18 protein-coding genes are annotated in these 20,213 nt (G+C 67.3%); 9 read left to right on the forward strand and 9 right to left on the reverse strand.

Going from position 1 to position 20,213, the window contains the following annotated elements; all coding sequences use genetic code 11:
- Nucleotide 1: 1 nt before the first annotated feature.
- From GR168_RS22170 to GR168_RS22190, 5 genes are all read right to left on the reverse strand, one after another.
- The gene (locus GR168_RS22170) at nt 2-409 is read right to left on the reverse strand and encodes a hypothetical protein (protein WP_058252885.1); all 408 of its coding nucleotides are present in this window, start codon (nt 407-409) and stop codon (nt 2-4) included.
- A 36-nt stretch (nt 410-445) separates the two neighbouring features.
- Complete coding sequence (locus GR168_RS22175) at nt 446-1,384, reverse strand: hypothetical protein (protein ID WP_058252886.1); 939 nt, start codon at nt 1,382-1,384, stop codon at nt 446-448.
- A gap of 52 nt (nt 1,385-1,436) precedes the next feature.
- A complete protein-coding gene (locus tag GR168_RS22180; RefSeq protein ID WP_238995111.1) occupies nt 1,437-2,978 on the reverse strand; it encodes a glycosyltransferase 87 family protein in 1,542 nt (513 codons plus the stop codon).
- Between the two features lie 61 nt (nt 2,979-3,039).
- Nucleotides 3,040-5,379: a transglycosylase domain-containing protein gene (locus GR168_RS22185; protein WP_159371694.1), complete on the reverse strand. Its 2,340-nt coding sequence runs from the start codon at nt 5,377-5,379 to the stop codon at nt 3,040-3,042.
- Between the two features lie 127 nt (nt 5,380-5,506).
- Complete coding sequence (locus GR168_RS22190; protein ID WP_159371695.1) at nt 5,507-5,899, reverse strand: DUF5318 family protein; 393 nt, start codon at nt 5,897-5,899, stop codon at nt 5,507-5,509.
- A 273-nt stretch (nt 5,900-6,172) separates the two neighbouring features.
- On the opposite strand from GR168_RS22190, the gene GR168_RS22195 reads away from it, so the two are divergent.
- The 4 genes from GR168_RS22195 to GR168_RS22210 all read left to right on the forward strand — a co-directional run bounded on the left by GR168_RS22195 (nt 6,173) and on the right by GR168_RS22210 (nt 10,187).
- Nucleotides 6,173-6,934 (forward strand): PadR family transcriptional regulator, encoded by a 762-nt coding sequence (locus tag GR168_RS22195; protein WP_078112529.1) that lies wholly within the window; start codon nt 6,173-6,175, stop codon nt 6,932-6,934.
- On the forward strand, nt 6,927-8,018 hold the full coding sequence (locus tag GR168_RS22200) for an inositol-3-phosphate synthase (RefSeq protein WP_065629492.1): 1,092 nt from the start codon (nt 6,927-6,929) through the stop codon (nt 8,016-8,018). Before GR168_RS22195 ends, GR168_RS22200 begins: the two co-directional genes overlap by 8 nt.
- Before the next feature lie 293 nt (nt 8,019-8,311).
- Nucleotides 8,312-8,887 carry a TerD family protein gene (locus GR168_RS22205; protein WP_058252891.1) on the forward strand — a complete coding sequence of 192 codons (576 nt, stop codon included), beginning with the start codon at nt 8,312-8,314 and terminating at the stop codon, nt 8,885-8,887.
- A 145-nt stretch (nt 8,888-9,032) separates the two neighbouring features.
- A complete protein-coding gene (locus GR168_RS22210; RefSeq protein ID WP_078112510.1) occupies nt 9,033-10,187 on the forward strand; it encodes a DUF475 domain-containing protein in 1,155 nt (384 codons plus the stop codon).
- Nucleotides 10,188-10,592: 405 nt separating this feature from the next.
- Here the strand turns inward: GR168_RS22210 and GR168_RS22215 are convergent, their stop codons facing one another.
- The 4 genes from GR168_RS22215 to GR168_RS22230 form a co-directional block, all read right to left on the reverse strand.
- Entirely contained in the window at nt 10,593-11,996 is a 1,404-nt protein-coding gene (locus GR168_RS22215) for an IS1380 family transposase (RefSeq protein WP_343213066.1), read from the reverse strand.
- Between the two features lie 223 nt (nt 11,997-12,219).
- On the reverse strand, nt 12,220-12,984 hold the full coding sequence (locus GR168_RS22220) for an AIM24 family protein (RefSeq protein ID WP_058252893.1): 765 nt from the start codon (nt 12,982-12,984) through the stop codon (nt 12,220-12,222).
- Nucleotides 12,981-13,697: an AIM24 family protein gene (locus tag GR168_RS22225; RefSeq protein ID WP_159371696.1), complete on the reverse strand. Its 717-nt coding sequence runs from the start codon at nt 13,695-13,697 to the stop codon at nt 12,981-12,983. Before GR168_RS22225 ends, GR168_RS22220 begins: the two co-directional genes overlap by 4 nt.
- Before the next feature lie 16 nt (nt 13,698-13,713).
- On the reverse strand, nt 13,714-14,334 hold the full coding sequence (locus tag GR168_RS22230) for an AIM24 family protein (protein WP_033204169.1): 621 nt from the start codon (nt 14,332-14,334) through the stop codon (nt 13,714-13,716).
- Nucleotides 14,335-14,582: 248 nt separating this feature from the next.
- Here GR168_RS22230 and GR168_RS22235 point away from each other — a divergent pair, with 248 nt between their 5' ends.
- Genes GR168_RS22235 through GR168_RS22255 form a run of 5 tightly spaced genes read left to right on the forward strand, consistent with a single transcriptional unit; the run spans nt 14,583 to nt 20,203 of the window.
- Nucleotides 14,583-15,695 (forward strand): hypothetical protein, encoded by a 1,113-nt coding sequence (locus GR168_RS22235; RefSeq protein WP_159371697.1) that lies wholly within the window; start codon nt 14,583-14,585, stop codon nt 15,693-15,695.
- Entirely contained in the window at nt 15,692-16,909 is a 1,218-nt protein-coding gene (locus tag GR168_RS22240; protein ID WP_078112508.1) for an HpcH/HpaI aldolase/citrate lyase family protein, read from the forward strand. Before GR168_RS22235 ends, GR168_RS22240 begins: the two co-directional genes overlap by 4 nt.
- Nucleotides 16,906-18,201 (forward strand): phosphoribosyltransferase family protein, encoded by a 1,296-nt coding sequence (locus tag GR168_RS22245; RefSeq protein ID WP_159371698.1) that lies wholly within the window; start codon nt 16,906-16,908, stop codon nt 18,199-18,201. Before GR168_RS22240 ends, GR168_RS22245 begins: the two co-directional genes overlap by 4 nt.
- Nucleotides 18,201-19,325, forward strand: a complete 1,125-nt coding sequence (locus GR168_RS22250; RefSeq protein ID WP_078112506.1) for a cysteine protease StiP family protein — start codon at nt 18,201-18,203, stop codon at nt 19,323-19,325. The genes GR168_RS22245 and GR168_RS22250 overlap by 1 nt, the downstream gene beginning before the upstream one ends.
- Nucleotides 19,322-20,203, forward strand: a complete 882-nt coding sequence (locus GR168_RS22255; protein ID WP_238994971.1) for an HAD family hydrolase — start codon at nt 19,322-19,324, stop codon at nt 20,201-20,203. The genes GR168_RS22250 and GR168_RS22255 overlap by 4 nt, the downstream gene beginning before the upstream one ends.
- The last annotated feature ends 10 nt before the right edge of the window (nt 20,204-20,213 follow it).

A 20,213-nucleotide genomic window follows, 5' to 3' on the forward strand; every position in this document is an offset into this window, starting at 1 on the left:
CCTAGGGATTCGCGGTGTGCTCGGGATGGCCCTGGGTGCGCCGGTCCTCTTTCATCCGCGCCTCGTGCACGTGTCGCTGGCCGTCGGTCAGGTCGGCTCGAACCCGGTTGACGTACTCACGCAACGGGCCCCAGTAGGTGTCGTCGAATTCCTCGACGACCTGGAATGTCCAGCGCCCCTCGAGAACGTTGCGACCCACCAACTCGGTGGACAACTCGTCGGCAAACTCCCCGTGTCCGGCCTTTCGTAATTCGTCCACTGCTTCGCCGAGCAGCAGATCGCCGCGTCCGATGAGTTGGTGGAACGAATAGAGGTGGCCGCGGGCGCGCTCGATGTACTCGAGCGCCTCCCCCACCTTGCCGACCGCTTCCGCGGTGTCGTCCGAGATGTGTGGTGCGGTATCCGACATGATCCGTCATTACCCACCGGAGCGGTCACCCAACCGTCAGTACTCCCCGTGGTAGGAGTGCCGGTAGCGATCGCCCTCGAGCGACGCCCTGATCTCACCGACCTCGCCTCCTAGTGCGGTGTTGATCTTGTGCCCCAGCCGCTCGAACTCCTCGTGTGCGGCAGCCGATCTGGAGGTGAGCGCGGCGAGCGTGGACAGCCAGCGGTGTACGGCGCGCAGGTCGTCCGTCGTCAACGGTCCCCTCACCCAGTTCTCGCGTTCCCACGTCTGTCGTTCCCATGCCTGCCACGGATGATCCCAGCCGCTCGGCGGCGAGATGGCGAAGAGGCCCCGCACGATGACGTCGTTGCGGTCGATGCCCGCATCCGCACGCCACCCGTCGACGACCTTCGAGTAGGCGACGTAGTCGGCCGCGGTCCACGTCGACTCGCGAAGGTCCCGCCAGCCGGCACGGCGCAGCGACCTGGCCACTTTGCTCTCGAGGACCGGACTCGGATGTTTCGGCTCCCCGGCGCCCGCGAAGTAGAGAAACCAGGTGAAACCGGCCGGACCCAGACGCTCGATCATGTTGCCGCCCTTGTCGGGCCGAAGCATCGCATACGCCGCGCCGGGCTCCTCGCGGCCCGTCTCGGCCGCGTCTCTCAGCAGCCCGCCGAGGTACTTCCGGTCGGCGGACACCGCGGCGATCCGCTTCTTGCCGTCGGAGGTGCGGCGGCCGAGACAGAACGCGACGACGTTCCACAGCAACGCAATCGCGTCGTCGGGCGAGTCGGTGGCCCGAGACCCCAGCGCGAACAGGTCTGCTCTGCTGATCTTGTTGCCGAGCAACGAATCCGGGAGTCCGTGTTCGGCGAGCGCGTCCGTCCACCACTGCCGGTCGACGGCGACGGTGTCGGAGTGCAGTTCGGCGGCCCGGTCGCCCGCCGAGAGCCAGTCGGTGAGATCGTCGGGGAGAGCGAGTGTGGTGTGCTTCATGGTCGTTTGGACGCAGCGGGGCCCGGTTCGGTTCCGTCGCGTTCGGTGACCGTCATCCGCCCACCGGGGCCGGTTCCCGAGGACCATCCGCGGTGCCGAGCGTCCTCGCCCGGCGGCCGATCCGGTCGGGAGCACCGTCGAGGACACCACCGGCCGGGTCGTCGTACCATCGGCCGTCGTTCCCGCGGCGGACGAGGTCGTCGCGCGGATGCCAGATCTGCCAGAGGACGACGGCACAGAGGACCAGCACCATCAGTCCGCGGAGCACGACGGCTGCGGTGAACCACTGGTCGGGAAGCCAGCGACGTTCGGCCTCGAGGAACAGACTCATCCGCGGCACCCAGATCAGGGCGTCGAGCGTCATCCAGGCCAGCAGCAGTCGAGTATGCGGGACGGCAAGCACGGCAAGCGGAACCAGCCACAGCGAGTACTGGGGACTCCACACCTTGTTCACCAGCAGGAAGCCCGCCACCGCGAGAAAGGTCAGTTGGGCCACGCGGGGTCGGTGCGGCGCGAGGATTCCGATCGCGGCCACCGCCGCGATCACGGCGACCGTCAGACCCACCGACAACGCGTTCAGATAACCGATGTTCCATGTGAAACCAGCCGAGTCGGCCACGATCCGGTAGATGGTGTCGGGGTCCGCCGACCGATCGCCGTTGAATCGGAAGAACTCCCACCACCCCGTCGGGAACGGGATCAGGATCGGCAGGTTGACCGCCAGCCAGGCGCCGATCGCCGTCGCAGCCGTGATCCCGAACTCGCGGACTCTCCCGCTGCGCAGACAGAGCGCACCCAGCACCACCAACAGGAGTGCGGGATACAGCTTCGCGGCCGCGCCGAGCCCGATGAACAGGCCGGCCACCCAGAATTTCTCCCGCGACCAGGCCAGCAGGGCCACCGCGACGGCCGCGGTGGCGATGGCGTCGAAGTTGGTGAACGCGTGGACGACGACGAGGGGGGACAGCGCCACCAGCCATACCGTCCACATGCGGGTTCGCGCGGTGAGGGCCGTCGCCCAGACGGTCACGAGCCAGAACGCCGCCAACGCCAGGGCGGCGATGGTGAAGAACAGCACGACGTCGAGCGCGCCGGGGACACCCCAGTTGGCCTCGGCCCAGACCCAGCCCTGCGTCAGCTGCGCCGCGCCGTACATGAACATCCCGGTGACGACCGGATACTCCATGTACCGCTTGATGGTCTCGCCTTCGGAGCCCTCCTGGAACCAGAAGTCGCGGTAGGGCAGCGCTCCCCGGTTGAGGCGTTCCGCCCCGAACAGGCTGATCACGTCGGAGTAGCAGAGGTTGGTGAACTGGCGCTGATCGTCCCAGTCGAGTCGCATCTCGGCGCTCGCGCCGTTGGCCCCGGAGTCGGCCGGCGCCTGCTGCAGACACCCGGCCTTGCCGAACCAGCCGAGCGCGAGTCCGCACAACGCGAGCGCGAACAACACTCGCAGCGGTGTCAGACGCCGACCCCGCCCGATGACGGCGTGTGCCCCGACCGGCCCACCGACGAGCGAACTCGCTTCTCGCACCAGACCGTCCGTGCGCGTCGGGAGGACGCGCGCGTCATCGACGCGCTGATCGATCGCCAGTGGTGCAGGGCTGTCCCAGACGGGTTCGGAGCCGCTCGCCGCGGAGTCGGCCGGGTCCGGGTCAGCCGATGGGCGGTTCAGGGACTCCTCCGCCACCGTCTCCACCGCCGCCGGGTATGCCGCCGAGGTCGCCACCGTCGCCACCGCCGGCGTCGCCACCACCGGGGCTGTTCCCGCCGCCGGCGCCACCACCGCCGCCGTTGCGCGGAGCGCCCGGGATCGGGATCGTCACGCCTGGTGCGAGGGTGAGGTTGCCGTCACCGCCCTGGTCGGGGATGTCGAAGTTCGGTATGGAAGGCCCACGTCGGGGCTGCGACGGCGCGTACGTGGTGGCCGGCGCCTCGTACGGCACGCCCGCCACGCCGCCGACCGATTCCGGCTCGGGGAACTGCTTGATCTCCTTGCCCTCGAGCGCGGCATCCATCGCCGACTTCCAGATCGACGACGGCAGGCCGCTGCCGTAGATCGACGCGCCGTTGTAGTTCGTCAGGGCGGTGCCGTCGCTGGTGCCGACCCACACCGCGGTCGACAGCTGCGGGGTGTACCCGACCATCCACGCGTCCTTGTTCTGCCCGGTGTCGCCGAGCTGGACGGTGCCGGTCTTGGCCGCCGACGGCCGCGAACCGAGCGAGGAGTCGTAGAGCGAGTTGCCGTTGGAGTACGCCGCCACCGGTTCGAGCGCCGCGCTGACGTTGTCGGCGACCTTCGCGGGGAAGACGCGCTTGCCCTCGGTCTTGCGCTCGTAGAGGACCTGCCCCTTGGCGTCGACGACCTTCTGGACGAAGTGCGGCTCGTGGTAGACACCCGAGGCCGCGAGCGTGGCGTAGGCCGAGGCCATGTCGATGACCCGGGACTGATACTGGCCCAGGACCACACCGCCCTCGGGCTCGCCGTTGGCCTCCTGCAGGGTGTGCTCGATGTTGCCGAAGGACTCGGCCACACCCGCGCGGTGCGCGGCGTCGGCGACCGCCCGGGCACCGCCGTCGAGGTCCATCATCAGGCGGTAGTACACCGTGTTGAGGGACATCTTCATCGCCGTCGCGAGGTTGCAGGTACCGCAGCTCTCACCGTCGGAGTTCTCGACGGTGAGTCCGCCGCTGGCCTGGAACGGCGCGGAGCTGTAGGTCTTCGACAACGGGATGTCCTGTTCGAGCGCCGCGACGAGCGCGAACACCTTGAACGACGACCCGGTCTGCAGGCCCGCCTGGGCGAGGTCCCAGCCGCCCGGGTTGTCGCCGCCGTAGTAACCGCGCACCCCGCCGGTCTGCGGATCGATGGATACCACCGACGCGAGCAGATCATCCGGTTCGCCGTTCAGCTCACCTTCGGGGCACTTGTAGATCCGGTTCTTGCGGCAGGCCGCCTGGACGACGCCGTTCTGGACCTGCGGGTCGATCGTGGTGCTGATCTTGAGACCGCCGGTCCGCAGTTGCTTGTCGGTGATGCCGATGCGGTTGAGCTCGGCGAGGACCTGTCGCTTGATGAGACCGTTGGGCCCGGGGGTCTCGTCGGAGTCGCTGACACGCGCCTTGACGGTCTTGGGGAAGATCGCGTTGTCGGCCTGCGCGCGGGTGATCGCACCGGTCGCGACCATGCCGTCGAGGACGTAACGCCAGCGCGCTTCGGTGACCTCACGGTTGGTGTCCGGGTCGTAGTAGGACGGTGCGCGGATGACCGCCGACAGCAGCGCGGCCTCTTCGAAGGTGAGCGGGTTGCGCTCGGCGCGACGCTTGTCGGTGATCGACTTGTTGAAGAACTTCTGCGCGGCCACCGCGACGCCGTAGGCGCCCCGGCCGAAGTAGATCGTGTTGAGGTAGGCCTCGAGGATCTTCTCCTTCGACCAGCCGTGCCGGTCGTTCATCTTCGCGGCGATCGCGAGCTCTTTGAACTTTCGGGAGTAGCTGACCTCGTCACCGACGATCGCGTTCTTGACGTACTGCTGCGTGATGGTCGAGCCACCGCCGGCGGTCTGGTTGCCGGTGATCTGACCGATGGCGGCGCGGGACAGGCCGCGGGGCGAGAAGCCGTTGTTTGTCCAGAACTCCCGGTCCTCGGCGGCGACGATCGCCTGCTTCATCGTCTCGGGGATCTCGTCGAACGGGACGACCGTGCGGTTGCCGTCGGGCGAGGTGACGTCTGCGAGGGTCCGCCCGGACGTGTCGACGATGGTGGCCTTCTGGCTCACCTCCGGTTCGGGGATCTCGGCGGTGAAGTAGGTGGCCGCGAACGCGATGATGAGCACCAGCACGATCGCCGGGACGATGGCGCCCACGATCCCCAGCGCCCACGCGAACCGTCGGTGTCGTGTCGCTGTCTGACTTCTGTTCTGACCGCCGCCGCCCGGACCGGGTCGGACTCCGGTGCGTCGCGGCGTGGGCGAAGAACCACGTGCCTCGCTCATCGTCCACCTTCCTACCGGGTCGCACGGACATTCGTCATCCGGCGAGCACGGTCAACTTCTCTGGCCTCGTGCCGCTCCACTGTGACAGCAGGCCACCGCCCCGGGCAAAAAACCGCAGGCCGGCGCGCTACTTGGCCACGCGTCGGGAGCGACGCGTGGTCTGCGGCGGCAGCCCGGCAACGTACGACTGGACCAGATGGTTCCAACTGCAGGTCCGGCACACCTCGACCACGTGCACCGAGAACTCCTCGGCGGTCGTCGCGAGCCGGGCGATCTCCTCGTTGCTGCGCGCCGACCCGCTCACCTGACCGAGCCGGTCGCCGAACACCCAGGACACCAGCGTGACCTGCTCTTTTCGGCAGATCGGGCACATCGTGGTGCTGGGCCGACCATGGAATTTCGCGGCGCGCAGGAGATACGGGCTCGCATCGCAGACCTCGGGAACCGCGGTCCGGCCCGCGTGGACCGAGGACAGCCGAGCGCGCCGCTGCAGGGCGTAGTCGACGATCTGGCGTTGCACGGTTCTCAGGGTACGTGGTCTCCGCCGGGGCGTCGGGCCGACGGGGTTCGGCACGCGGGTCCGATGGACCCACACCCGGGATGGTCGATCGCCGCGTGGTGGCGTCGTCGCGTGTCCGTCCTCCCGCCGACCGACCGCTCGTGGACACGGTTATATCGGTGCGATACATTGGCAAACACATCGGAACGAGGTGTCGGCTCGTCAGAGCGTGCCGGCACATCGATCCGAGGAAGTAGTGACAGTCATCGGCAGGACCGCGAAGGGGGTGGCGAAGTGCTCGAGTTGGCCATTCTCGGACTGCTTCTCGAATCCCCCATGCACGGCTATGAGCTGCGCAAGCGGCTCACCGGCCTGCTCGGCGCCTTCCGTGCGTTCTCGTACGGATCGCTCTACCCGACGCTGCGTCGCATGCAGGCCGACGGCCTCATCGACGAACCGGAGACGCCCCTGGGCGTGAAGGTGCGGCGAGGCCGGCGCGTCTACCAGCTCACCGACGCGGGCCGGGAACGGTTCGCGGAGCTGGTCGCCGACACCGGACCCCAGAACTACACCGACGACGGTTTCGGTGTGCATCTGGCGTTCTTCAGCCGCACCCCGGCGGTCGCGCGCATGCGCATCCTCGAGGGACGCCGGCGGCAGGTCGAGGAGCGTCGAGAAGGGTTGCGGGAGATCGTCGGGCGGTCCAACCGGGCCGTCGACCGGTACACCCGTCAGCTGCATCAGCTCAGCCTCGAATCCAGCGAACGCGAGGTCCGCTGGCTCAACGAGCTGATCGCGGCCGAGAGCTCCCAGCAGGACGGGTCGCCAGACCCGTTCGACGGACAGTTCGACGACGACCTCGCCGACGGCGAACGGTCACCGTTCGATCCGGGGCGGCCCACGGCCTCCACCGGACGAGCCGATGACGAACATCAAGACCCGGACTCGACGCCGAGCCGGGACGAACAGCTCGACGAACCCGAGCAACGGAAAACACCGGTTGCGCAGCGAACGACTGCGATGCCGCGAGAAGAAGGAGAACCCGACCATGGGTGAGCCCAATAAGGTGCGCGTTGCCATTGTGGGCGTAGGAAACTGCGCTTCATCCCTGGTGCAGGGCGTGCAGTACTACAAGGACGCCGACGAGAGCTCCACCGTTCCCGGCCTCATGCACGTGAAGTTCGGCCAGTACCACGTCCGCGACGTCGAGTTCGTCGCCGCGTTCGACGTCGACGCCAAGAAGGTCGGCTTCGACCTGTCCGACGCGATCTTCGCGAGCGAGAACAACACCATCAAAATCGCCGACGTGCCGCCGACCGGCGTCACCGTCCAGCGCGGCCACACTCTCGACGGCCTCGGCAAGTACTACCTCGAGACCATCACCGAGGCCGACGGCTCCGGTGTCGACATCGTCCAGGCCCTCAAGGACAACGAGGTCGACGTCCTCGTCAGCTACCTCCCGGTCGGGTCCGAGCAGGCCGACAAGTTCTACGCCCAGTGCTGCATCGACGCAGGCGTCGCGTTCGTCAACGCCCTGCCGGTGTTCATCGCCTCGGACCCCGAGTGGGCCCAGAAGTTCGCCGACGCCGGTGTCCCGATCGTCGGCGACGACATCAAGAGCCAGGTCGGCGCCACCATCACCCACCGTGTGATGGCGAAGCTGTTCGAGGATCGCGGCGTCACCCTCGACCGCACCTACCAGCTCAACGTCGGCGGCAACATGGACTTCAAGAACATGCTCGAGCGTGAGCGTCTGGAGTCGAAGAAGGTCTCCAAGACCCAGGCCGTGACCTCCAACCTGAACGGTCCGCTGGCCGGCAAGATCGCCGACAAGAACGTCCACATCGGCCCGTCGGACCACGTCGAGTGGCTCGACGACCGCAAGTGGGCCTACGTCCGCCTCGAGGGTCGCGCCTTCGGCGACGTGCCGCTCAACCTCGAGTACAAGCTCGAGGTCTGGGACTCCCCCAACTCGGCCGGCATCATCATCGACGCCGTGCGCGCCGCCAAGATCGCCAAGGACCGCGGTATCGGCGGACCGGTCATCCCGGCCTCGGCCTACCTGATGAAGTCCCCGCCGAAGCAGCTCGCCGACGACGTCGCGCGTCAACAGCTCGAGGAGTTCATCATCGAGGCCTGAGCCTCGGCGAGTCCCTGTTACGACAGATCCGACGAAGACCGCCCATCGGAGGCGGCCGACGACTTCGAGTCGACGGCCATGCCGCCGGTGGGCGGTCTTCGTCGTGAACACATGGAGCATCGGGGTGAACCGCTGCCGCCGCGAGCCTCACGGCGAGGCGAACGCGCAGGTCATCCAACCAAATCAGTGACCGCGCCAGACCCTTCACATAGAGTGTTGTCGATTGCTCCGAGTGGCCCGTATCGGGCACATCGGACATCACGAGACCCCGTACCAACAGAAAGGCGCAAACCATGGGCGTGAGCCTGAGCAAGGGCGGAAACGTTTCGCTGAGCAAGGAGGCTCCGGGCCTGACTGCGGTCTCCGTCGGCCTCGGCTGGGACATCCGAAGCACCACCGGTACCGACTTCGACCTCGACGCCAGCGCCATCGCGCTCGGCGCGGACAAGAAAGTCCTCTCCGACCAGCACTTCATCTTCTTCAACAACCTGCGTTCGCCCGACGGCTCGATCGAGCACACCGGCGACAACCTGACCGGTGAGGGCGAGGGCGACGACGAGGTCATCAAGGTCGACCTCGCGGGCGTTCCGCCGAACGTCGACTCCATCGTCTTCCCCGTCTCGATCTACGACGCGGACGCACGGTCGCAGTCGTTCGGCCAGGTCCGCAACGCGTTCATCCGCGTCGTCAACCAGGCCGGCGGCGCCGAGATCGCCCGCTACGACCTCAGCGAGGATGCCTCCACCGAGACCGCGATGGTTTTCGGTGAGCTGTACCGTCATGGGTCGGAGTGGAAGTTCCGCGCGGTCGGCCAGGGCTACGCCTCGGGTCTCGCGGGCATCGCCCGCGACTTCGGTGTGAACGTCTGAGTCTCTCGTAGACTCCGGCTGTCCGCCTGAACGTGCTTGTGGATGCCGCACCCGTTGTCGAACGGGTGCGGCATCCGCGCGTCACCACTCCTCTCCGACAATGCGGTCGGCTGGTTTCCACGCACCCTAGAAAGGCCACAAGCCAGTGGTAGTAAGAATTTTCGGCCTCTCGGTCGTCGTGACGATCGTGTCGCTGATCATCGCTTTCCTCTATGGCGGCGTCGAAGCGCTGATCCTGACCGCCATCCTCGGCGTCTTCGAGATCTCGCTCTCCTTCGACAACGCGGTCATCAATGCCACGATCCTCCGCCGGATGAGCGAGTTCTGGCAGAAGATCTTCCTCACCATCGGCATCCTGATTGCCGTCTTCGGTATGCGACTGGTGTTCCCGCTGGTCATCGTGTGGCTCGCGTCGGGTCTCAACCCGGTTGAGGCGCTCGACCTCGCACTGAACCCGCCGCCCAACGATGCGGCGTACTTCCCCAACGGCGATCCCAGCTACGAGACGATCATCACCGACGCCCACCCGCAGATCGCGGCCTTCGGCGGCATGTTCCTGCTGATGCTGTTCCTCGGCTTCGTCTTCGAGCAGAAGGAGCTCACCTGGCTGACCTGGATCGAGCGGCCGCTCGAGAAGATCGGCAAGCTGGAGATGCTCGAGGTCGTCATCGCCATGACGCTTCTCGTCCTCACTGCGACCTACATCGCCGCGCCCGACGAGCGGTCGACGGTCATGATCGCCGGCTCACTCGGCATGATCACCTACATCCTGGTCAACGGCCTCGGTGAGTACTTCAACGTCGAGACCGCGGAAGATGACGAAGCGGCCGAGCCCGGCACCGACGCCGCGGAGAAAGCGGCAATCGAGAAGACCAACGGAAAGTCAGGCCCGTCGGACCTGGCCAAGGCGACAGGCAAGGCCGGCTTCTTCCTGTTCCTCTACCTCGAGGTCCTCGATGCGTCGTTCTCGTTCGACGGCGTCATCGGCGCGTTCGCCATCACGGCGGATCCGATCATCATCGCCCTCGGCCTCGGCCTCATCGGTGCGATGTTCGTCCGTTCGCTCACCGTCTACCTGGTGCGCAAGGGCACGCTGTCGGAGTATGTGTACCTCGAGCACGGAGCGCACTGGGCGATCGGCGCGCTGGCGTTCATCCTGCTGTACTCCATCGGCACCCACGTCCCCGAGATCATCACCGGCCTGATCGGCGTCGCGCTGATCATCGCCGCACTGATCTCCAGCATCGTCCGACGCAACCGCCTCGCGGCGAAGGGCGAAGAGGAGAAGGTCAACATCTGACCCTTCGCTCGCTGAGCTGAGGTGCGAGCGAAGCGCGCTCCTGGGACGTGCGAGCGAAACGCCTCCCTCCTTTAGGTACGAGCGAAACGCCTCCCCCTGTCCCCTGAGGTGCGAGCGAAGCGAGCCTCGAAGGGTTTGGTGACTTGAGTCGCCAGGCCCTTCGAGGCTCGTCGACCTCGACGCGCTCCTTCGTCGCTTGCTCGGCCCGGCGGCTTTCGCTCCTCGCACCTCAACCTGAATCTTTCACGGGTGGGTAGGGTTTCGCCGATCGGTTGTCGGTGTCGCCTTTTGATGGTTGGTGCTGGTGTGTGGGCAGGGTGGATCGCCAGCGTTGGGTTCGCTGGTTGTTCGGGTTCTGAGGTGGGGTGGGCGGCGGTGACCGGGCGCGGGTGACCGAGGGGCTGGTTAGGCGGTGAGGCGTTGCCAGCCGTGGCGTATGTGGTGGTTGTAGGGCCAGTCAGTGGGTAGTCGCAGGGTGGTGGTGCGGGCGTGGGTGATGATCTTGCCGCCGACGGTGAACAGGCGGTGGCGCAAGCGTTTGGGTTCCCAGCGGCGGATGGGGTCGTGGCGGTGGTAGCCGAGGGTTTGAGTCCAGGCAATGAGGTCGGAGGCCAGGGCGACGATATCGAGCCACAGTTGGTTTTTGGCGAATGAGTCGAACGGTAGGTTGGCCATGCCGGTGTCTTTGAGGCAGCGGATACGGTCTTCGGCGCGGGCACGTTGACGGTGACGCAGTTCCAGGATCGGCAGTGTCCAGCCGCGGCCGCGGGTGTTGGTGGCGAACACGGTGTAGCGGCGGCCCTCGATGTCGGTGATGAGGTGTTGGGCTCCGTTGTGGGGATATTCGCGGCGCGCGATCAGCCGCATCCCGGGTGGCCAGGGCTCGTAGGCGGTTTCGGTGTCACGGACCGAGCGCGGCATGTGGTCGGTGATCTCGGCGACCTGGGCATCAGCTCGTGGATCGGCGTCGTCGGTGTTGATCGCGGTCACCCAGGCGGCCTCAGGCAGCACGTCCAATGCGTCTTTGACCAGTTCGGAGATGGTGAACCCGACCGAGTACTGCAGATTCTGCTCGGTCAGGTGGGCCAGGAACTTTTTGGCACACCCGGCCGAATCGGTACGTATGAGCACCTGGGCGCGTTCAGCGGCGGGCAGCTGGGCCAACGCCGCCTCGAGGGCCGCGATGTGCATGTCCGCACCTTTGGGTGAGGCACCTCCACGCCGCAGGTCCAGGTTCAGTGTTTCCCCGGTGCCGAAGGCGCCGTGGTCGACGAACGAACACATCGGGGAATGCCCGAACACCCGCTTATACGTTGTCTGGGCCTGTTCTTTGGCCGATCCTGCGGTCACGGTCGTGGCATCGAGATCAACGATCACCAGCCCGCCATCGATGCTGCCCGCGGTGCCCTCCAACGGGCGGGCAATGCCCCACACCCGCTCCCGCGCCGCGGCGCGAGCCGCGCTGATCGCGGTACTGACCGCCTCGACATCGGTAGCCAGCCTGCTGATCACCCGCGAAATCGTCGGATCAGAGGCCACCTGCCCGTACAACTGTGGCTGAGCCCGGACTGTGGCCACATCGGCCACACAGTCACCACCGGTCGCCAAGGTGAGCGCCAGATCCAGCACGATCTTGGCCGGATCATGGACCGTGGCCGCGGTCCGCCACGGCGCCATCGCCGCGGTCAGCTCGGCTCCCAGGCCCGAGACCTGCACGGTTTTCGTCAGCAACACCCCGCCCGAGGTCGTCAGCACCGACTCAGTGCGCGTGGGGTCCACCGTCAACTCGGGATACACGTTATTCTTCACCTGCGAGGTGCCTTTCTTCTTGTGACTATTTGTTTGTGGTGAATCAATAATCACAAGGCAGACAGGCACTTTCGCGTATCACACGCCGAACACCAGCAACATCAGTGAAATATCCAGGCTCAAGGAGCAGTGGCTATGTCGCCCTTCGGATTAGGGAGCGGAGAAACAGCTGCGCCGCAGGACCCCGAAGGTCCTGCGGCGCAGTTGGTTCGACGACCCGGACTCAGCCCTGCTGCTGCCCGAGTTGCTGGGTGATCTGCTGGTTGATCTGGTGCAGGCTCGGCACCGACATGCCCGGGAGATGGCCCTGGATGGTGCGCAGGACCGACGAGTCGTCGCGCACCTTCTCGCTCGATTGCACGAGAACCGTTCCGGCGCCGGTGAAGTCGAACTGGCGCTCCTCGCCCGAGTTCAACCCCATCCGCCGGCCCGCGGCCGCGATGAAACCGTTGACCCACGCCTCGTCGTAGTGGTGACTGGGCGACGGGCAATCCGACCATCCGACAAGCGCTTCGGGATCGACGCGCACGGGCGGTTCGACGAACATCACCGGGCCGTTCGACGACGCGAGGAACTTACCGGTGCCGATGAGCGTCAGGAACCCCGGCACGATCGACTGGTTGAGCGACAGGTTCGGCTGGAAGGCAAGAAGATTGGCTGCCCGGATGGTGAGGTTGCCGTCTTCGAGGTCGTAAGCGTTGATGTCGTATCCGCGGTCGCCGATGATCAGCTTGCCGTGGCCTTCGGCGACGACGTAGTCACCGAGGTACAGCGGGGCGGAGAACTGCTGCGCCACCATCTGCAGCATGTTTCCCTGCAGACCCTGGGTCAGTGCGGTGAACTGCATCTGACCGTAGTAGGCGATCATCGCGCCCTTGGACATGAACCACGGCTGGTTGAGGTCGATGCAGAAGGAGTAGTTGTTGTCCGGCACGTTGTCGTCCGACGGCAAGTTCATCGGACTCCACACGGTGTTGAGTTGGCTCATAGCTTCTCCTCCGATGCCTGCACGTACACGATGCCCTGTCCGGAGCACTCCAATTGCATTGCCTCGCCGCCGGTTCGGCCTACGTTGCGCCAGCTCATCGCCGACCTCAGGCTGGCGTTGACCTGACCGGCCGACCCGACGAACGCCTGCGGGTCGACGGTCACCGGCGGCTTGGCCGGGGACACCTCGAGCTCGAAGACCCCGCCGTGCCCGAGCAGCACCGCCGAACCCGGACCCGACAGCTGCGTCGTGAACATGCCCTGACCGGTGACGGCTCCGGCAGCAGCGGACCGCAATGCACCGAACAGGCCGCCACCGCCGCCGCCACCGCCGCCCTGTGAGGCGACCGAGACGACGGAGGCCTGCAGATTGGCCGCGTAGGCGAGCAGCCGCGACGCCTCGACCCGGATCGTGCCGCCGACCGCCGCGAGATCCACGACGTGCACCTCGATGCCGAGGAAGCCGTAGTGCACCTCGCCGTGCCCCTGTGCGATCATCGTCGACTCGTGCTCGCCGGCGAGCATCCGGCCGGCCATGCCGCCCATGCCGCCCAGTCCCGGCATCCCGCCGCCCATACCGCCGGCTCCCGCGATCTGGTGGGGCTGGAAGTGCACGTTGCCCTTGTAGAAGAGCATCGCCCCGCGTCGTGCGACGACCGGCCCGGTACGGCCGATGTCGACGGAGACGACCTTGCTGTTGACCTTGGTGAACATTCTCGCTACCTCACCCTCACCGCTCGGCCGGCTGGATCGACACGACGCCGCTGCCATCCCAGCGCAACGAGAACGCCTCTCCGCCACCCTGTCCCAGCGCCGACCGCCAGGAGACATCGGTGACGAAGGACTGACTCAACTGGCCGCGGGCGCAGACGAACGCGTCCGGGTCGACCACGAGCGGATACTGCGGTGACACCTCGAGGTGGATGAGCGGGCCGCCGTTGGACAACAGTGCGATCTGTCCGTGGCCGCTCACCGTCGTGGTGAACAGACCCTGACCCGACGACGCTCCGCGCAGACCGGCGAAGGTGACATTGGTCTGCAGGTTGCCGTTGAGCACCATCAGCTGCTCGGACTCCACTTGCAGGGTCTCGTTGTTGAGCTCGATGACGGTCGTCTCGGCGGCGTTGTGCGCGAAGTACACGATGCCGTTGCCCGAGGCCTCCATGAGCGACAGCGCCTCCCCGGTGGCCCGCTGCTTCAGGCCCGCGAGCACGCCGTCGCCGCCGCCGAAGCCCGCCGATTTGAAGGTGACCTGTCCCTCGTAGGCGACCATCGACCCGCTGATCGCGCGGACCGCGGAGTTGTTCAGCCTGGCTTCCACCACGCGTTTGGACCGTTGTACCAACTGCATTCGACGTGCCTCTCTCGCGCCGTGGGGAGGCCGCCGATCGACCATCCCTCGTTCGTCTCCCGACGCCATCCCCGCACCGCGGCACCTGCCGGCATCTCGGCAGCCCAGCTCGCCGTGAGCCGGGGAATCCGGCCTCATACCGAGATGAAAATAGCCGATAGCATCGAGTGGTGCCCGGAAACTTCGTACGTCGTTGGTTCGGGAACGATTCACGCACGAATTCCGCGCCACCTGCATCATCGGAACAAATGACGGCGGCGTTCCTGGAGTCCGAATCCGTCCTGGCCGAGATCGATCCGGCCGTCGCGGTGACCGCCGCCCTCGACCCGCGGTCGCGCCTGCGCGCCTCGTGGTCGGACATCCGAGAGCACCACGCCCAGGCGACGTCGGACTACCTCCGGCTGGTGTCCCCGCCGGCCGGCACACGCGTCGACCCCCGGGATCTCGACCGGTCGACACAGGCGCTGCGGTCGATCACCGCCTCCATGCGCGACTTCGCCCAGGCCAACGCCGAGACCCTCGAGCGGGCGCGGGCCACGGTACGGGCCGCCGACGCCCAGGACCACGAGGCCCGGGTAGCCGCCAACCGGGTGATGACCGCCCTGGAGAACGCCGCACCGGCGGTGGCACGACTGCAATCGGTGTCGGATGCCACCGACGACCTCGCGCGTGCGCTCACGGCTTTCGACCAGGACGCGGGGCTGCGTGACCGGCAGTCCGCCGCGGCAGCCGTACTCAGTTCGGCGCGCCGCCTCGAACAACTTCTCGCCGAGGCCCCCGCCTTCGCCGACCGCGCACAGCAGGTCATCCGTTCGGTGGAAACGCGCCGGAGCGCGGTGTCCACCCGGAGCGCGCAACTCCCCGACACGCTCTCGGCGCTGCGCCGGGAGTTCAGTGCCGATTGCTCCCTCGATCTACAGCGCAACGGCTCGGTCGTCGACGAACGGCTCGAACACGCCGACGCCGAGCTCGCGGCCGCCCGCGCGATGGTCGATGCTGCCCCCGACCAGGCCATCGGCCGCGCCGACGCCGCCCGCGACGACCTGGCCGTCGCGGAGAAGGCCGTCGACGCCGTGCTCGACCGGTTGCGACTCCTGCGGGAGGTGCGCGCCGACCCGCGGGGCGCGGAGCAGCGCGTGCGCTTCCGCCTGCGCGACGCCCAGCTCTTTGCGGTCAATCACCGTCTGGTTGACGAATGGGGCTCGGTCCTCGATGCTCAGGCCGACCGGATCGAGCGCGCCAAAGGGGTTCTGGATCGCATCCACCCCGACTACTGGAGCTACCTGACGCAGCTGCGTGCGGTGGACGACCGGATCACCGAGATCGTTTCGCGGATGAGAGGACAGGTGGCCGCAGGATGACCACCACTGCACGACACGACGACACCGGTCTCGAGCCCGGGACGATCCGGCACTTCGACCACCTGGAGCCGTCGGTCTCGAACTCCCTGTTCCACCGGCAGCCCGAGCCGATCGAGCCGACCTGGCCGGCGCAGCGGCTCGCCGTCGCGCTGGGCGCCACCCTGTACGTCCCGGCAACCCGGCCCGATCTTGCCGAGGTCATCCGCCGACGCCGCGCCGAGGGTGTGATCTCGATGGTCATCGACCTCGAGGACGCGGTCGCCGACGACGAGGAGGCCGAGGCGATCGAGCACGCCGTGGCCGCGTTGCGCGCTATCGCCGCGAACCCGTGCCGGCCGATGTTGCTGTTCGTCCGTCCGCGGTCGGCCGACCGGATAGTGCCGATCGCCACCGCGCTCGACACCCCGTCGGTGCTGACCGGGTTCGTCATCCCGAAGTTCTCGTCGGAGAGTGCACCCGAGGCGCTCGACGCCGTTGCCGCTGCCGGACAGATCCTCGACAAGCACCTCTGGGTCATGCCGGTTCTCGAGTCGGCCGCGGTGGTGCACCGCGAGACCCGCGACGACGAGTTGACCGCCCTCGCGTCGCTCCTGAGCGCGCACCGCGACCACGTGCTCGCCGTGCGCATCGGGGCCACCGACATCTGTAGTCATTTCGGCATCCGCCGGGATCGTGACCTGACCATCTACGACGTCCGGGTCGCGGCCGATGTGATCGCCGGCATCGTCAACCATCTCGGCCGCAGCGACGAGAGCGGTTTCGTCGTGACGGGGCCGGTGTGGGAGTACTTCGCCGACCACGAGCGCATGTTCCAGCCCATGTTGCGTCACACGCCGTTCCGCGAGAACGACGCCGTCTACTTCCGGCAGCAGCTCGTCAGCCGCGACATGGACGGTCTGCTTCGCGAGATCACCCTCGACCGCGCCAACGGCCTGCACGGCAAGACCGTCATCCACCCCGCGCATGTCGCCGCGGTGCACGCGTTGTCGGCGGTCACCCACGAGGAGTATCACGATGCACTCGACATCCTGGCCGGCGAGTCCGGCGGGGTACGGGCGTCGTCGTACCGCAACAAGATGAACGAGCTGAAGCCCCACCGCAACTGGGCCTTGCGGGTCATCGATCGCGCTGCCGCCTTCGGCGTGACCCGCCAGGGGGTTTCGTTCGTCGACCTGCTCACCGCGCTCGCCTCGCCCGGGCCGGCCAACTCGTGAACGATCCGGACACCGTCGGCATCGACTGGGTGACCGAATGTTTCGGCGTCGAGATCGCCGACGTCGGCGACACTCCGGGTCACGCGGTCCGCGACCTCGTCTCACTCGGCTTGCGCCACAACCGACGCCGTGCTCATCTGCTGGTCTCGACCGTGCTGGGCAAGCACATCACGACCTCGCCCGCCATCGTCCGTGGCGCCGCCGACGATCTCGGCGCCGCGATCATCGCCGAGATCGGTGCGAATGCGGCACGCGACGCCGCCGTCTTCGGCTTCGCCGAAACCGCGACCGGACTCGGACACTGTGTCGCCGAACGCATCTCCGCGTCCCGGTATCTGCACTCGACGCGGCGCAGACGAGCCGGCGTGACGGTGTCAGGAACCTTCGAGGAGGGGCACTCGCACGCGACGACGCATCTGCTGCAGCCCAGTGATCCCGCATTTCTCGACCCCGTGACGCCGGACGAGGTGCTGATCCTGGTCGACGACGAGATCTCCACCGGCAAGACCGCGCTCGGCGCCATCGAGGCCATCGTCGCGGACCGTCCCCGTAAGCGGTTCGTCGTGGCGTCCCTGGTCGACATGCGTACGCCCGCGCAGAAGTCCGAATGCGATTATCTCGCAGCGAAACTCGGCGTCGAGGTCGCCTATGTGGCGCTCGCGCACGGCTCGATCACCCTTCCCCCGGACCTCCTCGATGCGGTGTGGCAGCTCGGGTCCGACGAGCTCAACCCGGCGGCAGCCCGGCGCGGCGGCCTGGTCGCGGTGGCCCTCGACTGGCCGGCGGCAGTTCCCGACGGCGGGAGGCACGGAATTCTCCGCACCGACTCGACGGGCTTCCGGCGAGCGGCGACCGCGGCCGCCGACACCGTGGCGGCACAACTCGATCCGCGGCGCCCGGTTGTCGTGATCGGGCACGAGGAACTGATGTACGCACCCTTGTGCATCGCCGAGTCGCTGGAGCGTCGTGGCTTCGCCACCGGATACCAGACCACCACGAGGTCGCCGGCCCAGGTGCACGACGTCCCGGGGTATCCGCTCCGGCGCGGATTCCGGTTCACCGCACCGGAACCCGATCCGGAGACGCCGCGCTATGTCTACAACGTGTCCTCCGTCTACCATCCGGACCCGCAGGTCGTCCTGATCGTCGACTCGCCGGCGGACACCGATGAGTTACGCGCGCCCGGTGGACTCGTCGACGTCCTCACCGCCGCCGGGCACCCGGTGGTGCTGGCCGTCTTGCCCGCCACCGACCAGCCTGCCCTGGCACGAACCCGAGAGGCGGTGCGCTGATGGACATCGCCACCACCACACCACCGCTGTGCGGACCGGAGTTCGGTTCGTACGCGGCCGACGAAGTCACCTGGCTGCTCAAAGACCTGTCCGACGTGGCGCTGGAAGGTGAACTGCGCGAACGGGAACGTCGAATCCAGTCCGGTCAGGCCCACTATGCGGAGTCGCTGCCGATCGAGTACCAACCCGGCCGCGAGTACCAGGAACTCTTCCATGCGACGCTACGGTCTTCCGCCCAGCGGCTCGCGGAAGCCGTCGGAGTGGTGTCCGAACTCATTCTGGCCGAGCGGCATTCCACGCCGACGCTGGTGTCGCTGGCGCGGGCCGGCACCCCGGTCGGCATCCTGATCCGACGGTGGATGGCGGCCGTCCACGGCATCGAACCCCAGCACTACACGATCTCGATCGTGCGCGCACGCGGGATCGACACCGTCGCACTCGATCACATCATGGCGCGGCACCCGGCGGAGTCGGTCGTCTTCGTCGACGGCTGGACCGGCAAGGGCGCCATCCAGCGCGAACTCACCGCCGCTGTCGACGAGTACGCGCGCACCGGGCGGCCGCAATTGCACGACGAACTCGCGGTGCTGGCCGACTCCGGCTCCTGCACGACCCTGTTCGGCACCAGGGACGACTTCCTCATCGCCTCCGCCTGCCTGAATTCCACTGTCTCCGGCCTGGTCTCGCGCACCGTCCTGAATGCCGACCACATCGGTCCGGGCGAGTTCCACGGAGCGAAGTTCTACCGCCATCTCGCCGACTTCGATGTCTCGGGACTGTTCCTGGACACCGTCAGCGCCGAGTTCGATGCAGTCGCCGACCGAGTTCGGGCGACGGTGTCGGCGATGACGCCGGAGTCACGCCGGCCCGACTGGTCCGGCTGGCGCTCCGTGGAGCAGATCCAGACCGAGTACGGCCTGTCGTCGATCAACCTGGTCAAGCCCGGCGTCGGCGAGACGACGCGGGTGCTGCTGCGTCGCGTACCGTGGCGCATCCTGGTGCGCGCCGACGATCTGCCCGAACATCGCCACATCCGGTTGCTCGCCGCCGAACGAGATGTGCCCGTGGAGGTCTCGCCCGATCTCGCGTACTCGTGTGTCGGGCTCATCAAGGAGGACTCGTGAACGCGCTGGTCGCCACCGATCTCGACCGGACCATGATCTACTCACGCGCCGCCATGGGCGACGAGCAGTTCGCGACCCTGGAGACCGTGTGCGTCGAGATCTACCGCGACGCGCCGCTGTCGTACATGACCACGACCGCCGTCGAACTGATGACCCGTCTGGCACGTGAGGTCGTCGTCGTACCGACGACCACTCGCACCCCGGCTCAGTTTGCCCGGATCGAGCTGCCGGGCAGCCCATTTCGCCACGCCGTGGTCAGCAACGGTGGCCGGATCCTCGTCGACGGCGCCGACGATCCGGAATGGCGTGCGCACATCGACCGCGAGGTGACCCGCGCGGGCGCCACCCTCTACGAGGTCCGCGACGAACTCCGAACACGCATCGACGACTCCTGGGTCACCGCTCTGCGGACCGCCGACGACCTCTTCTGTTACCTGGTCGTCGACCCCGCGGTCCAACCGCCGGAGTTCCTCGAACAATGGCAGCAGTGGTGCGACGCACGGGGCTGGACGGCTTCCCAGCAGGGTCGCAAGATCTATGCGACCCCGCAGCCGGTGACGAAGTCGGCAGCTATCGCCGAAGTCCGGCGACGGCTCGTCGCTGACGGCACCCTCGACGACTCGGCAGCGCTCTGCGCGGCCGGCGACGGCTGGCTCGACACCGACCTGTTGCTCGCCGCCGATCACGCGATCCGCCCGCGGCACGGTGAGCTGGAATCGCTCGGCTGGTCGGCGCCCGGGCTCACGATCACCGCCGACACCGGGGCCCTCGCCGGTGTCGAGATCCTGCGGTGGTTCGGCGAGCGGAGCGGGATCACCGTGCCGGAATCCGCGACGCCGACACCGCGAGACCGGACCGTCGGGGTTCACGCGAACTGATCAACCGAAC

It is taken from the genome of Gordonia sp. JH63 (assembly GCF_009856645.1).
Classification (GTDB): Bacteria; Actinomycetota; Actinomycetes; order Mycobacteriales; family Mycobacteriaceae; genus Gordonia; species Gordonia hongkongensis.